This window comes from Thiomicrorhabdus heinhorstiae (genome assembly GCF_013391765.2).
Classification (GTDB): domain Bacteria; phylum Pseudomonadota; class Gammaproteobacteria; order Thiomicrospirales; family Thiomicrospiraceae; genus Thiomicrorhabdus; species Thiomicrorhabdus heinhorstiae.
The window spans coordinates 1-15,692 of sequence record NZ_JACBGI020000038.1 but is presented as its reverse complement, the minus strand read 5'-3'; the positions used below and the strand labels follow the sequence as shown (position 1 = coordinate 15,692).

The 15,692-nt window shown below is 46.4% G+C and carries 13 protein-coding genes and 1 tRNA gene; all 14 read left to right on the top strand.

Translation table 11 applies throughout. The features are described 5' to 3' along the window. Positions 1-353, top strand: a 353-nt coding sequence (locus tag H8792_RS11840) for an EF-Tu C-terminal domain-related protein (RefSeq protein WP_456119857.1), incomplete at its 5' end; no start/stop codon positions are given. Positions 354-417: 64 nt separating this feature from the next. After that, a tRNA-Trp gene (locus tag H8792_RS11835) sits at positions 418-494 on the top strand. 62 nt (positions 495-556) lie between these two features. Continuing rightward, positions 557-940, top strand: coding sequence for a preprotein translocase subunit SecE (gene secE / locus H8792_RS11830; protein WP_185979177.1), 384 nt, complete (start codon positions 557-559; stop codon positions 938-940). Position 941: 1 nt separating this feature from the next. Next, on the top strand, positions 942-1,475 hold the full coding sequence (gene nusG, locus H8792_RS11825) for a transcription termination/antitermination protein NusG (RefSeq protein ID WP_185979176.1): 534 nt from the start codon (positions 942-944) through the stop codon (positions 1,473-1,475). 63 nt (positions 1,476-1,538) lie between these two features. Next, positions 1,539-1,967: a 50S ribosomal protein L11 gene (rplK, locus tag H8792_RS11820; RefSeq protein ID WP_185979175.1), complete on the top strand. Its 429-nt coding sequence runs from the start codon at positions 1,539-1,541 to the stop codon at positions 1,965-1,967. A gap of 4 nt (positions 1,968-1,971) precedes the next feature. After that, positions 1,972-2,661, top strand: coding sequence for a 50S ribosomal protein L1 (gene rplA, locus H8792_RS11815; protein ID WP_185979174.1), 690 nt, complete (start codon positions 1,972-1,974; stop codon positions 2,659-2,661). A 180-nt stretch (positions 2,662-2,841) separates the two neighbouring features. Then, complete coding sequence (gene rplJ / locus H8792_RS11810; RefSeq protein ID WP_185979173.1) at positions 2,842-3,336, top strand: 50S ribosomal protein L10; 495 nt, start codon at positions 2,842-2,844, stop codon at positions 3,334-3,336. A 48-nt stretch (positions 3,337-3,384) separates the two neighbouring features. Beyond that, a complete protein-coding gene (gene rplL / locus H8792_RS11805) occupies positions 3,385-3,753 on the top strand; it encodes a 50S ribosomal protein L7/L12 (protein WP_185979172.1) in 369 nt (122 codons plus the stop codon). A gap of 207 nt (positions 3,754-3,960) precedes the next feature. Then, positions 3,961-8,019, top strand: coding sequence for a DNA-directed RNA polymerase subunit beta (rpoB, locus tag H8792_RS11800; RefSeq protein WP_185979171.1), 4,059 nt, complete (start codon positions 3,961-3,963; stop codon positions 8,017-8,019). Further along, positions 8,019-12,275 carry a DNA-directed RNA polymerase subunit beta' gene (rpoC, locus tag H8792_RS11795; RefSeq protein ID WP_185979170.1) on the top strand — a complete coding sequence of 1,419 codons (4,257 nt, stop codon included), beginning with the start codon at positions 8,019-8,021 and terminating at the stop codon, positions 12,273-12,275. Before rpoB ends, rpoC begins: the two co-directional genes overlap by 1 nt. Before the next feature lie 149 nt (positions 12,276-12,424). Further along, positions 12,425-12,796 carry a 30S ribosomal protein S12 gene (rpsL, locus tag H8792_RS11790; RefSeq protein WP_173284021.1) on the top strand — a complete coding sequence of 124 codons (372 nt, stop codon included), beginning with the start codon at positions 12,425-12,427 and terminating at the stop codon, positions 12,794-12,796. A gap of 67 nt (positions 12,797-12,863) precedes the next feature. Further along, positions 12,864-13,337 (top strand): 30S ribosomal protein S7, encoded by a 474-nt coding sequence (rpsG, locus tag H8792_RS11785; protein ID WP_185979169.1) that lies wholly within the window; start codon positions 12,864-12,866, stop codon positions 13,335-13,337. 59 nt (positions 13,338-13,396) lie between these two features. Then, positions 13,397-15,499, top strand: a complete 2,103-nt coding sequence (fusA, locus tag H8792_RS11780; protein ID WP_185979168.1) for an elongation factor G — start codon at positions 13,397-13,399, stop codon at positions 15,497-15,499. Positions 15,500-15,565: 66 nt separating this feature from the next. Further along, positions 15,566-15,692, top strand: a 127-nt coding sequence (locus tag H8792_RS11775) for a GTP-binding protein (protein WP_228767001.1), incomplete at its 3' end; no start/stop codon positions are given.

Here is a 15,692-nt window from a genome sequence, read left to right as displayed (position 1 = left end):
TACTACGTGGTACTAAGCGTGAAGACATCGAGCGTGGTCAAGTATTGGCTCACAAAGGAACTGTTAAGCCTCACACCAAGTTTGAAGCAGAAGTTTATGTTCTGTCTAAAGACGAAGGTGGACGTCACACTCCATTCTTCAACGGTTACCGTCCACAGTTCTACTTCCGTACAACTGACGTAACGGGTGCATGTGAACTACCAGCTGGTACTGAAATGGTTATGCCAGGTGACAACGTTCAAATGACCGTTGAGTTGATCAACCCAATCGCCATGTCAGATGGTCTACGTTTCGCGATCCGTGAAGGTGGACGTACTGTTGGTGCGGGTGTTGTTGCTAAAATTATCGAGTAATAAAATTATTGCTTGAAAAACACAAAAAAAGGGGTTAAAATCCCCTTTTTTTGTGAACTGCTCCAGGGGTATAGCTCCAATTGGCAGAGCACCGGATTCCAAATCCGGGTGTTGGGGGTTCGAATCCCTCTACCCCTGCCATATTTTATAACGACCTGTGTTTGAGAAAACACGGGTCGTTTTTTTAATTTAGCTGATAGATTATGAGTAAAGAAATAAATAGTCAAAAAGCTTCAGGGTCCTTAGATACGGCTAAGCTGGTAGCTTCCGTAGCAATTCTTATCGGATCACTGATTGCATATTACATTTACCAAGACCTTCATCCAGTTGTGCGCGTTCTTGGTGTAGTGGCCGGAATCGGGATTTCTTTGTTTGTTTTATATCAAACGACTATCGGCAGAGGCTGGTATCAGTATTTAGTGCATGCTAAACGAGAAGTGCGTCAGGTTGTCTGGCCGACTCGTCCTGAAACAATTCAGATGACATTGATTGTCTTTGTAGTTGTGATTCTGATGGGAATCTTTTTATGGTTGGTGGATATGTTCTTCTTGTGGGCAGTCCAACTATTGACAGGACAAGGTAGTTAAGATGGCGCAAAGATGGTATGTGGTTCACGCTTATTCCGGTTATGAGAATAAGGTTAAGAAAAGCTTGGCGGAATATGCCGAGCGTGCTGGATTGACAGAGCTGTTCGGTCAGATTCTGGTTCCTTCCGAAGAAGTCGTCGAGATCCGTGACGGTAAAAAACGCACCAGTGAGCGTAAGTTCTTTCCTGGTTATGTTTTGGTCCAGATGGAAATGAATGAAGAAACCTGGCATTTGGTGAAAAGTGTTCCGAATGTCATGGGGTTCATTGGTGGAACTTCAGATCGTCCGGCCCCGATCACTCAAAAAGAAGTGGATCGTATTCTTCAGCGTGTCGAGACCAGTGTTGATAAGCCACGCCCTAAAGTCATTTATGAACCAGGTGAATTGGTCCGAGTTGTCGATGGACCTTTCAAAGACTTTGAAGCGGTCGTTGAAGGCGTGGATTATGACAAAAACAAATTGCAAGTGTCGGTATTGATTTTCGGACGCTCTACACCGGTGGAATTGGAATTCACCCAAGTCGAGAAGAATTAGGTTAATAACCGATTTTTAAACCCGGGGAGCCGAGCAGGCGCTTGACCCGAATAGGAGAAAAAAATGGCTAAGAAAGTCGACGGCTATATCAAACTGCAGATTGGTGCAGGGAACGCAAATCCTAGTCCACCGGTTGGTCCAGCATTGGGTCAGAAAGGTGTAAACATCATGGAATTCTGTAAAGCGTTCAATGCGCAAACTCAGAGCCTTGAAAAAGGTTTGCCGATTCCAGTAGTTATTACTGTTTACAGCGATAAGAGCTTCACGTTCATCATGAAAACTCCTCCTGCCGCGATTCTTTTGAAGAAGGCAGCTGGAATCACTTCAGGATCTGCGGTTCCTAACTTGAACAAAGTCGGTACGGTTACTCGTGCTCAGCTTGAAGAAATCGCTAACACTAAAATGGCTGATTTGAACGCTAACGATCTAGATGCAGCGGTTAAGATTATCGCTGGTTCTGCTCGTTCAATGGGTCTAGTGGTTGAGGAGTAATACGATGGCAAAACTAACTAAAAAGCAAAAGCTATTCGCTGAGAAAGTTGATCGTAATGCTTCTTACGACATTATCGATGGTTTAAACCTGGTTAAAGAATTGGCAACGTCTAAGTTCGTTGAATCTGTTGATGTTTCTGTTCGTCTAGGTATTGATCCTCGTAAATCTGACCAGGTTGTACGCGGTGCGACTGTTATGCCTAACGGTACTGGTAAAGACGTTCGCGTTGCAGTATTCACCGGTGAAGCTAACCAGGCTGCTGCAAAAGAAGCTGGTGCAGAATTCGTAGGTATGGATGAGCTTGCTGCTGAAATCAAAGGCGGCATGATGGACTTCGACGTTGTTATCGCTTCTCCGGATGCGATGCGTGTTGTTGGTATGCTAGGTCAGGTTCTAGGTCCTCGTGGTCTTATGCCTAACCCTAAAACCGGTACTGTAACACCAGACGTTGTTGGCGCGATCAAAAACGCTAAAGCCGGTCAGGTTCGTTTCCGTGCGGATAAAGCGGGTATTATTCACGCTTCAATCGGTACAGTTGCATTCGATGCTGACAAGCTGAAAGAAAACTTAAATGCCTTAATGGATGACCTAGTGAAAGCTAAGCCAGCTTCTGCTAAGGGTACATACGTTAAGAAAGTGACTATTTCTTCTACTATGGGTCCTGGCCTGGTAGTTGATCAGTCATCACTATAATGATGGTTGCGCCAACTAAGTTTGGTGCAGGCATTATTTGCGAATTGGGTCTCCAATCTAATTTGATTCGTGAGTGCCCATCGCAGACCGTAGGCGAATGCAAGGCGCATTCTTAATCGTAATAAGCCTACGTAGATGGACGGGTTTGATAGGCCACTATCAAACTGTTTTGGAGGTTATATGGCACTCAATATCGAAGATAAAAAGCTAGTCGTTGAAGAAGTATCTGCTGTTCTTGCAGATGCGGGTTCAGTGGTTGCAGCTGAATATCGTGGTTTGACTGTAGAGCAATTGACTAACCTTCGTGCTGCGGCTCGTAAAGCAAACGTGCAAATCCGTGTTGTTAAAAACACGCTTGCGCGTCGTGCGGTTCAAGGCACTAAGTTCGAAGACATGGCTGAGACCTTTACTGGTCCGCTTATCTACGCTTTCTCTGGTGAGGAGCTTGGTAATGCCGCTCGTGTTTTCCGTGATTTCGCTAAAACTAACGAAGCTCTAGTTATCCGTTCACTGTCTATCGGTGAAGGTTGCTTGGATGCAAGTTATGCTGCGCAAATCGCTGCTCTACCTACTTATGACGAAGCTGTTGCGAAACTTCTATTTGTTATGAAAGAGCCTGTTGCGAAACTTGCTCGTGCGCTTACTGCGATCAAAGAACAGAAAGAAGCCGCTTAATCGTTTTATATTTTTTGAAGAAATCAAAGTAAATTTTTGGAGATTACAATGTCTGTAACAAAAGAAGATATTTTAGAAGCAGTTGCCAACATGTCCGTAATGGAAGTTGTTGAGCTAGTTGAAGCTATGGAAGAAAAATTCGGCGTTTCTGCTGCAGCTATGGTTGCCGCTGGTCCTGCTGGTGATGTTGCCGCAGCTGAAGAGAAAACTGAATTTGACGTTGTTCTTACCGGTGCCGGTGCGAACAAAGTTGCTGCGATCAAAGCAGTTCGTGGTGCAACAGGTCTTGGTCTTAAAGAAGCGAAAGAAGCGGTTGAGAACGCTCCTTTCACTCTTAAAGAAGCTGTTTCTAAAGAAGAAGCAGAAGCTCTTGCAAACGAGCTTAAAGAAGCTGGTATCGAAGTCGAAGTTAAGTAATTTAACTTTAGAGGCTGAGTTTCAGCAGGAAATGGCTGGTGTTTTTGACACCGGCCTTTTCTCGTTTTAACAGTGTGTAAAAGTGTGTTAGTAAGCTGTTGATAAGTTTGTTGGTAAAACAAACGCGGAGAGCTACCACAGTTTTATGCATTTTCTAGTAACAGATTGTTACAAGCGTCATGACAATCTTTATCGTCGAGGTAAACGATGACTTATTCTTTTACAGAAAAGAAACGCGTTCGTAAGGATTTTGCGACACGCCCATCCATTCTAGAAGTGCCTTATTTGCTCTCTCTGCAAAAAGGATCTTTCCACGATTTTCTACAATTGGAGAAAAAACCGGCTGAGCGCAAAAATGTCGGTCTTCACTCCGCATTTGCTTCAGTATTTCCGATTGAAGGGGTTGCCGGTACCGCTGATCTTGAGTATGTCAGCTACCACATGGGTCAACCTGAATTTGACGTTAAAGAGTGTAAGCAGCGTGGTGTAACCTTCGCAGCACCTCTACGCGTAAAAATGCGTCTGGTCATCTACGACAAAGATGCGCCGGCAGGTAAGCGTCCGGTTAAAGACGTTAAAGAACAAGAAGTCTATCTTGGTGATATTCCTTTGATGACCGACAACGGTACTTTCGTTATTAACGGTACCGAGCGTGTAATCGTGACTCAGTTACATCGTTCACCTGGTGTTATTTTCGATAACGACAAAGGTAAGTCGCACACTTCAGGTAAGTTGTTGTTCAATGCACGTATCATCCCTTACCGTGGTTCCTGGTTGGATTTCGAGTTCGATCATAACGACTGCCTGTTCACTCGTATCGACCGTCGCCGTAAGTTGCCGGTTTCTGTTTTGTTGCGTGCTATGGGGTACAGCAATGAAGAGATTCTGACCGAATTTTTCGATATCAATAAGGTTCATGTCACCAAGAGTGCTTTCGAGCTTGAATTGAATGCTGAGCAGCTAAAAGGTCAGACAGCGACATTCGATATCGTTCACGATGGTAAAACCTTGGTTGAAACCGGTAAGAAAGTGACTGCACGTACTGTTAAGCAGTTGAATGATGCCGGTATCAAGCAAGTTCCGGTTCCACCGGATTATCTGCTTGGAAAAGTGTTGGCTTCAGGAATTATCGATGAGTCGACCGGCGAATTGGTTGCGCGTACTAATGATGTTCTAACAGCCGAAACGATCGCCAAAATTTCCGAAATCACCGGTATTGAAATCAAGTTGTTGTACATTGATGAGTTAGAAAACGGGCCATACATTTCCGATACCTTGAATCTGGATACGACTTCTTCTCAGCTTGAAGCTCAGGTCGAAATCTATCGCATGATGCGTCCTGGTGAACCACCGACAAAAGAATCTTCTGAAGCGCTGTTCGAAAGCTTGTTCTTCGATGAATCTCGTTATGATTTGTCTGCAGTTGGTCGTATGAAGTTAAACCGTCGTTTGGGTCGTAAAGAGAACGATGGCGCTTTGGTTCTGGAAAAAGAGGACATTATCGAAGTTATCCGTGAGTTGATCAGTATTCGTAACGGTCACAGCACGGTTGACGATATCGATACTTTGGGTAACCGTCGTATTCGTGCCGTTGGTGAAATGGCTGAAAACGCTTTCCGTGTCGGTTTGGTTCGTGTCGAACGTGCGGTTAAAGAGCGTTTGAATCAGGCGGAGTCCGATGGTTTGATGCCGCAAGACTTGATTAATGCTAAGCCGGTTTCTGCTGCCATTAAAGAGTTCTTCGGTTCTTCACAGCTTTCTCAGTTCATGGATCAGGTTAACCCGCTTTCCGAAGTGACTCACAAGCGTCGTGTTTCTGCGTTGGGGCCAGGTGGTCTGACTCGCGAACGTGCCGGCTTCGAAGTTCGTGACGTTCACCCGACTCACTATGGTCGTGTTTGTCCGATCGAAACGCCTGAAGGTCCAAACATCGGTTTGATCAACACGCTGGCGATTTATGCAAAAACCAATGAGTATGGTTTCCTTGAGACACCGTACCGTAAAGTGGTTAACGGTAAAGTAACCGAAGATATCGAATATGTATCGGCGATCGACGAAGCGCAATTCGTTATCGCTCAGGCGTCTGCGAATTTGGATGCCGACGGTAAGTTTGTCGACAGTCTGGTTTCTGCGCGTCACCAAAACGAATTTACTTTGTCGTCTTCTAATGACATTAACTACATGGACGTTTCTCCTAAGCAGATCGTATCGGTTGCGGCATCTTTGATTCCGTTCCTAGAGCACGATGATGCTAACCGTGCCTTGATGGGTGCCAACATGCAACGTCAGGCAGTTCCGACTCTACGCGCTGACAAGCCGTTGGTCGGTACCGGTATTGAGAAAACGGTAGCGATCGATTCCGGTGTTGCCGTGGTTGCCGAGCGTGGTGGTGAGATCCTGTCTTCGGATGCGGCGCGTATTGTGGTACGTGTGAACGGCGACGAGATCAAAGAAGGTGAATCAGGGGTTGATATCTATAACCTGGTCAAGTACCAGCGTTCTAACCAGAACACCTGTATCAATCAGAAGCCAATTGTTAAAGCGGGTGAAATCGTTAGCCGCGGTGACGTTCTGGCGGACGGTCCTTCTACCGATATGGGTGAATTGGCGCTTGGTCAAAACATGCGTATCGCCTTCATGCCATGGAACGGTTATAACTTCGAAGACTCGATTCTGATTTCCGAGCGCGTGGTTCAGGAAGATCGTTACACCACCATTCATATCGAAGAACTGACCTGTTTGGCGCGTGATACCAAGTTGGGGCCTGAAGAAATCACTGCGGATATTCCAAACGTGGGTGAAGCGGCGCTGGCTCGTTTGGATGAGTGCGGTATTGTACAGATCGGTGCTGAAGTGAAGCAGGGTGACATTCTTGTCGGTAAGGTAACACCGAAGGGTGAGACGCAGCTGACTCCAGAAGAGAAGCTGCTACGTGCCATCTTTGGTGAGAAAGCGTCGGACGTTAAAGATACTTCTTTGCGTGTGACCAAAGGGGTCGAAGGTACGGTTATCGATGTACAGGTCTTCACCCGTGAAGGCGTGCAGAAAGATGCACGTGCTCTATCTATCCAGGAAGACGAACTATCGAAAATCCGTAAGGACATCGACGAGCAGTACAAGATTCTGGAAGCTGATACCCTTGGACGTATTAAAGAGTTGTTGATCGGTAAGTCTCTGGTTGATGGAACCAAGATCGATGAAGCTTTTATGCAGACTGTCCCTCAAGATCGTTGGTTCGGCTTGAATGTTGATGATGTGGATGTGATGCACCAGTTGGAAATCTCTGAATCGCATTTGAAAGATAAGCGTAAAGAGTTCAACGAAGCTTATGAAGAGAAACGCAAGAAACTGACTCAAGGTGACGATTTGGCACCTGGCGTTTCGAAGATGGTTAAGGTTTACGTTGCGATCAAACGTCGCATCCAGCCTGGAGATAAGATGGCCGGTCGTCACGGTAACAAAGGTGTTATCTCACGCATCTGTCCGGTTGAAGATATGCCATATGATGAAACCGGCCGTCCGGTTGACATCTGTTTGAACCCTCTGGGTGTACCGTCACGTATGAACGTCGGTCAGATCCTGGAAGTTCACTTGGGTCTGGCTGCCGAAGGACTTGGTCAGAAGATCAATACGATGTTGCAGCAGCAAGCTGATCTGCAAGAAATTCGTGGCTTCTTGCATAAGATTTACAACGAAACCCAAGGCCAACAAGTTGATTTCGATAGCTTCTCCGATGCTGAACTCGTCGAATTGGCAAACAATTTGAAGCGCGGTGTGCCAATGGCGTCACCGGTTTTCGACGGTATTAGCGAAGATCAGATCAAGACTCTATTGCGTCTGGCTGATATGCCTGAGTCCGGCCAGATGAAATTATACGATGGTTTGACTGGTGAAGCCTTCGACCGTCCGGTAACGGTCGGTTACATGTATTATCTGAAGTTGAACCACTTGGTTGACGATAAGATGCACGCCCGTTCGACTGGTCCTTACTCACTGGTTACTCAGCAGCCGCTGGGTGGTAAAGCACAGTTCGGTGGTCAGCGTTTCGGTGAGATGGAGGTGTGGGCACTTGAAGCTTACGGTGCTGCCTTCACGTTGCAAGAGATGTTGACGGTTAAGTCGGATGACTTGGAAGGTCGTACTAAGATGTATAAGAACATCGTTGACGGTAACGAATATATGGAACCAGGTATGCCTGAATCCTTCAGCGTTCTACGCAAAGAGATTCGTGCATTGGGTATTGATATTGAGCTGGAGCAAGAATAATGAAAGATTTATTAGGTTTTCTAAAAAAACAAAACGTATCAAGCGATTTTGATGCGATTAAGGTATCACTTGCTTCGCCTGAGAAAATTCGTTCATGGTCTTACGGTGAAGTTAAAAAGCCTGAGACCATTAACTACCGTACTTTTAAGCCGGAGCGTGACGGTCTTTTCTGTGCCAAGATCTTCGGACCGATTCGTGACTACGAATGTTTGTGTGGTAAGTACAAGCGTTTGAAGCACCGTGGTGTCATTTGTGAGAAGTGTGGTGTTGAAGTAACCAAATCTAAAGTGCGTCGTGAGCGTATGGGGCATATCGACCTTGCGACTTCGGTTGCTCACATCTGGTTCCTGAAATCATTGCCTTCTCGTATCGGTTTGATGCTGGACATGACTTTGAAAGAGATCGAAGCGGTTCTTTACTTCGAAGCTTTCATGGTGGTCGATCCAGGTTTGACTCCGCTTGAGCCTTGGCAGTTGTTGTCTGAAGAAGAGTATTTGGATGCGCTTGACGAGCACGGTGATGAGTTCGAAGCCCAAATGGGTGCCGAAGCGATCAAGAAAATGTTGCAGGCGATTGATCTGGAATCGGAAGCGGAACGCCTTCGTCAAGAGATTGAGAGCACCAACTCTGAGACCAAACAGAAGAAAATTTCTAAGCGCTTGAAACTGATCGAATCTTTCCTTCAATCGGGTAACCGTCCTGAGTGGATGATTCTTGACGTACTTCCGGTTCTTCCGCCTGAATTGCGTCCATTGGTTCCGCTTGACGGTGGCCGTTTCGCGACTTCGGATTTGAATGATCTGTATCGCCGCGTAATCAACCGTAACAACCGTTTGAAGCGTCTTCTTGATTTGATGGCGCCGGACATCATCGTTCGTAACGAAAAACGTATGTTGCAGGAGTCGGTCGATTCCTTGTTGGATAACGGTCGTCGCGGTCGTGCGGTAACCGGTACCAACAAGCGCCAGTTGAAATCACTTGCTGACATGATCAAAGGTAAGCAGGGTCGTTTCCGTCAGAACCTTCTAGGTAAGCGTGTTGACTACTCTGGTCGTTCGGTTATCGTGGTTGGTCCTTCTTTGCGTCTGCACCAGTGCGGTCTACCTAAGAAGATGGCATTGGAACTGTTCAAACCGTTTATCTTCTCTAAACTGCAGAAGCGCGGTTTGGCTCCGACCATTAAAGCGTCTAAGAAAATGGTAGAGCAGGGCTTGCCGGAAGTATGGGACGTTTTGGATGAAGTAATCCGTGAGCATCCGGTTCTATTGAACCGTGCTCCGACACTTCACCGTCTTGGTATTCAGGCGTTTGAGCCGGTATTGATTGAAGGTAAAGCGATTAACTTGCATCCGTTGGTATGTTCGGCATTCAACGCCGACTTCGATGGTGACCAGATGGCGGTTCACGTACCGCTATCATTGGAAGCACAGCTGGAAGCGCGTACTCTGATGATGTCGACTAACAACTTGTTGTCGCCTGCAAACGGTGATCCGATTATCGTTCCTTCGCAAGACGTTGTATTGGGTCTGTACTACATCACTCGTGAACGCATTAACGCCATCGGTGAAGGTAAGTCTTTCTCAAACTGGCAGGAAGTTCAGCGTGCTTTGGATGCGAAAGTGGTTCATTTGCACACGCGCATCAAGTTGAAGGTAAACGAAACGGTCGTCGATGAAGAAGGTATGGAAAGCGTTAGTTCGCGTATCGTCGAGACAACTGCCGGTCGTGCTTTGTTGTGTCGTATTTTGCCGAAAGGTTTGAGCTTCGATCTGTTGAACATCAGCTTGACCAAGAAGAATATCTCTAAAGTATTGAACGAGTGTTACCGTAAGTTGGGACCGAAAGAAACGGTTATCTTTGCTGACCAGCTGATGTATGCCGGTTTCAAATGGTCGACCCTGGCAGGTCTGTCGTTCTGTTCGGATGACATGTTGATTCCTGAGAGCAAGGCGGGCATTATCGATCGTGCTGAAAGTCAGGTTGCTGAGATTCAGAACCAATTCTCTCAAGGTTTGGTTACCGAAGGTGAGCGTTACAACAAGGTTGTTGATATCTGGTCACACACCAATGAGTTGGTTACCAAATCGATGATGGAAGAGTTGCAGCACGAAACGGTTGTTGACCGTGAAGGGAATGAAGTTCAGCAGACTTCATTCAACTCGGTTTACATGATGGCGGATTCCGGGGCTCGTGGTAGCGTCGCGCAGATGCGTCAGTTGGGTGGTATGCGTGGTCTGATGGCGAAGCCGGATGGATCGATTATCGAAACGCCGATCACGGCGAACTTCCGTGAAGGTCTGAACGTGCTTCAGTACTTCATCTCGACTCACGGTGCTCGTAAAGGTTTGGCGGATACTGCACTTAAGACTGCAAACTCAGGTTACTTGACGCGTCGTCTGGTTGACGTTGCTCAGGATGTGGTCGTGACTGAAAACGATTGTGGTACCGATAAAGGTATTCGCATGACTGCTCATGTTGAAGGTGGTGATGTAATCGAATCATTGCGCGATCGCGTATTAGGTCGTGTTACCTGTGAAGATGTTTATGCACACGATGGTGCTTTGGTTATTTCCAAAGGTGAGTTGATTGATGAAAAGCTTGCTAACTTGATCGATGCCAAAGGGGTTGACCATGTTTTGGTTCGTTCGCCGATGACTTGCGAAACCAAGTTCGGTATCTGTCAGCAGTGTTACGGTCGTGATCTGGCACGCGGTCACCTGGTGAACATGGGTGAAGCTGTCGGAGTTATGGCGGCACAGTCGATCGGTGAACCTGGTACTCAGTTGACCATGCGTACCTTCCATATCGGTGGTACCGCTTCCGGTTCGGCAGCTCAGAGTTCGATCGAAGTGAAGCACGCCGGTACGATCAAGTGGGATAACTTGAAGGCCATTACTAACTCTGAAGGGAATATTGTCGTTACTTCTCGTTCAGGTGAGGTTTCGGTTCTGGATGCAACCGGTCGTGAGCAAGAGCGCTATAAGATCGGTTACGGTTCTACCTTGGCGGTTGGAGATGGCGGCTCTATCGAGGCAGGTGCAATCCTGGCGCAATGGGATCCGCATACTCACCCGGTTATCACTGAAGCGGAAGGTATCGTTCGTTTCGGTAATTTCGAAGGGACGGTTGAAGAGCGTGTCGACGAGTTGACCGGTTTGACTACTCACGTAGTTAAGGATGCTAAAGAGCGTGCGGCAGCGGCAAAAGAAGTTCGTCCATATATCGAGCTTGTCGATGCGGCAGGCGAAGCGGTTTGTTTCCCAGGAACACAGACTCCGGCAATGTACTATCTGCCTGAAAACTCGATTGTGGTTATTCAAGGAAGTGCAGAAGTGGGTCGTGGTGACGTCTTGGCACGTATTCCGCAAGCTTCTTCGAAGAACAAGGATATTACCGGGGGTCTTCCTCGTGTTGCCGATCTGTTCGAAGCACGTCAACCGAAAGAGCCTTCAATTATGGCGGAAGTTGCCGGTGTTATTGGTTTCGGTAAGGAGACTAAAGGTAAGCAGCGTTTGATCATTACTCAAGACAGTGGTGAACAGTACGAAGAGCTTATCCCTAAATGGCGTACCGTTAGCGTGTTCGAAGGTGAGCGCGTTGAGAAGGGGGATGTCGTTGTTGAAGGGAATCCGAACCCTCACGATATTCTTCGCCTGCTGGGTATCGAAAAACTCGCTGAGTACATCGTTGATGAAGTACAAGATGTTTACCGTCTGCAAGGGGTAAAAATCAATGATAAGCACATCGAAACCATCGTCCGTCAGATGCTGCGTAAAGTCGAAGTTAAGAGCTCAGGTGATACCGGTTTGATCAAAGGTGAACAAGCCGAATTCTCACACGTTCTAGAGTTGAACGAAAAAATGCGAGAAGAAGGCAAGATTGAAGCGAGCTATGATCGTGTTCTGCTTGGTATCACCAAAGCCTCTTTGGCGACCGAGTCCTTTATCTCGGCGGCCTCTTTCCAAGAGACTACTCGTGTTCTTACCGAAGCTGCGGTTTCCGGTAAGCGCGATAAGCTGGTTGGCTTGAAAGAGAATGTTATCGTCGGTCGTCTAATTCCTGCCGGTACCGGTTTCGCGTACCACAAGGCAAGAAAAGAGGCGAGCGAAAAATCCATGCATGAATTGCAAGCGTTTATGACGGTTGAAGAAGATGAAAGCATCGATGATGCAGAGCTTCAGGAAGTCATGGGTGCCGAAGCGATCATGGATGGGGATGCCTCTGCATTAGGAGAGGTTATCGAAGCGGAAGAATAAAAGTCTAATTTAAAATAAATCAAGTAGTTAATGCTTGACTTATTGAAAATAGAACTCTAAAATTCCCAATCCTTATACGTAGGCCGAATTTTGTTCGGCCTACAGCTTCGTTTATGTGTAAGAGTTAATCTCAAATTTGGAGAAAATTAATGGCTACTATTAACCAGTTGGTGCGTAAGCCGCGTAAAGATAAGCGTAAAGTTTCAAATGTTGCAGCGCTTCAGGCATGTCCTCAGCGTCGTGGTGTTTGTACGCGTGTTTATACAACAACCCCTAAAAAGCCAAACTCTGCTCTACGTAAAGTTGCGCGTGTACGTTTAACAAACGGTTATGAAGTTGCTTCCTATATCGGTGGTGAAGGTCATAACTTGCAAGAGCACTCGGTTATTCTTATCCGTGGTGGTCGTGTTAAAGATTTGCCTGGTGTACGTTACCACACAGTTCGCGGTGCTCTAGACTGCGCTGGTGTTGCTAATCGTAAACAAGGTCGTTCTAAGTACGGTGCGAAGCGTCCTAAGTAATCGTTTAATGATTACTTAACATACGTTTTGCAATTTTAGTGTTACATTTATACCGGAAGAGTTAAGAATGGCAAGAAGAAGAGAAATCCCAAAACGTCAGGTTCTACCAGATCCTAAGTTTGGAGATACTACGTTAACGAAATTCGTTAACATGATTATGGTCAGCGGTAAAAAAGCCGTGGCTGAAAAAATCGTTTATGATGCGTTGGACGTTTTAGTTGAACGCAAAAAAGGTGGCGAGCAAGCTGTATTGTTGAAAGAAGCTTTGGATGCAGTCGGTCCGATGGTTGAAGTTAAGTCACGCCGTGTTGGTGGTGCTACTTACCAGGTTCCGGTTGAAGTGCGTCCTGAGCGTAGAACTGCTCTAGCAATGCGTTGGGTGGTTGAAGCGGCTCGTAAGCGTAGCGAAAAAGGCATGATGCTTCGCTTAGCTGGTGAGTTAGGTGACGCTTTGGAAAACCGCGGTGCGGCCATCAAGAAGAAAGAAGACACCCATCGAATGGCGGAAGCAAACAAAGCTTTCTCTCATTTCCGTTGGTAATCTGATTAGGGCCCTTTTCAGGGCCTTTATTTTTAGGTTTTAGTTAAAGGTTATTTATAGTGGCACGTAAAACCCCTCTAGATAGATACCGCAACATTGGGATTATGGCCCACATCGATGCGGGTAAAACAACCACAACCGAACGTATTCTGTACTACACCGGTGTTTCTCACAAAATCGGTGAGGTTCACGACGGTGGTGCAACTATGGACTGGATGGAGCAAGAGCAAGAACGTGGTATCACCATCACTTCTGCGGCAACTACCTGTTTCTGGTCTGGTATGCAGCGAAACTATGATGAACACCGTATCAATATCATCGATACTCCGGGACACGTTGACTTCACGATCGAAGTAGAACGTTCTTTGCGTGTACTTGATGGTGCAGTTACTTGTTTCTGTTCTGTATCGGGTGTTGAACCACAATCAGAAACTGTATGGCGTCAGGCAGATAAGTATGGCGTACCCCGTATGGGTTACGTAAACAAGATGGACCGTGCCGGTGCAAACTTCCTGAATGTTTGCCAAATGGTTATCGATCGTCTTGGTGCGACTCCGGTTCCTATGCAGCTTCCAATCGGTGCGGAAGAAACTTTCCGTGGTGTTGTTGACCTGGTTAAAATGCAAGCGATCTACTGGGAAGAAGAAAACATGGGTATGCAGTATACCTATGAAGATATTCCGGAAGAGATGCAGGATGAGTGTAACGAGTGGCGTGAAAAGTTGGTCGAAACCGCAGCGGAAGCTTCTGAAGAGTTAATGGATAAATACCTAGAAGAAGGTGATCTATCTGAAGAAGAAATTAAAGCGGGTATCCGTCAGCGTTGTATCGATGTAGAAATCGTTCCTATGTTCTGTGGTTCATCTTTTAAAAACAAAGGTGTTCAAACGCTACTAGATGGTGTTCTTGATTTCATGCCTGCACCTACTGACGTTCCTGCGATCAAAGGTGAATTGGAAGATGGTACTCCGGTCGAGCGTCACTCAACTGATGATGAGCCATTTGCAGCGCTTGCGTTTAAAATCATGACAGACCCTTATGTTGGTACTCTAACATTCTTCCGTGTTTACTCCGGTGTACTAGCAGCTGGTTCTCCAGTTATGAACACTGTTAAACAGAAGCGTGAGCGTGTTGGTCGTATCCTGCAGATGCACTCTAACTCTCGTGAAGAGATCAAAGAAGTACGTGCTGGTGACATTGCCTGTGCGGTCGGTCTTAAGGATACAACGACTGGTGATACTCTGTGTGACATCGATAACCCGGTTATCCTTGAGCGTATGGAATTCCCTGAGCCGGTAATCTCGATCGCTATCGAGCCTAAGACCAAAGCGGACCAAGAAAAAATGGGTATCGCTCTAGGTAAGTTGGCAGCTGAAGATCCATCTTTCCGTGTTCACACTGATGAAGAAACTAACCAGACAATCATTTCTGGTATGGGTGAGCTTCACTTGGATATTATCGTTGATCGTATGCGTCGAGAATTCAAGGTTGAAGCGAACATTGGTGCGCCTCAGGTGTCTTACCGTGAAACGATCCGTAAAGAAGTTGAAGCGCAAGGTAAGTTTGTTCGTCAGTCTGGTGGTCGTGGTCAGTATGGTCACGTTGTATTCAAAATCCGTCCTTCTGAAGAGAACGTCGGGTTTAACTTCATCAACTCGATTGTGGGTGGTGCGGTACCGAAAGAATACATTGGTGCAGTTGAGAAAGGTGCGCGACTACAGCTTGAAGCTGGTGTTATCGCTGGTTACCCAATGGTTGACGTTGAAGTTGAGTTGATCGACGGTTCTTACCATGATGTTGACTCGAACGAAATGGCGTTCCAGGTTGCGGCATCTATGGGTGTTAAGAACGGTGTTGTTGAAGCAAGCCCGGTTGTTCTTGAACCGATGATGAAGGTTGAAGTTGTTACTCCTGAAGAGTACATGGGTGATATCATTGGTGACCTTAACCGTCGTCGTGGTATTGTTTCTAGCATGGATGACATTCCTACCGGTAAGTCAATCAAGGCAGAAGTACCTCTTTCTGAAATGTTCGGTTACTCAAACCAGATGCGCTCTTTGACTCAGGGTCGTGCTAGTTACAGCATGGAATTCTTGAAGTACGCTGAAGCGCCACGCAATGTTCAGGAAGAGATCATTGCAGCCTCTAAGAAAGGCGACTAATTTAAATAACTTTTAATCTTTAATTTTTGGGCGGCGTAGCCGCCTTTTACAAAGGTATTAACTAAAATGGCAAAAGAAAAGTTTGAACGTTCCAAGCCTCACGTAAACGTTGGTACTATCGGTCACGTTGACCATGGTAAAACGACTCTAACAGCGGCTTTGACAATCGTGCAAGGTAAGAAATTCGGTGGAG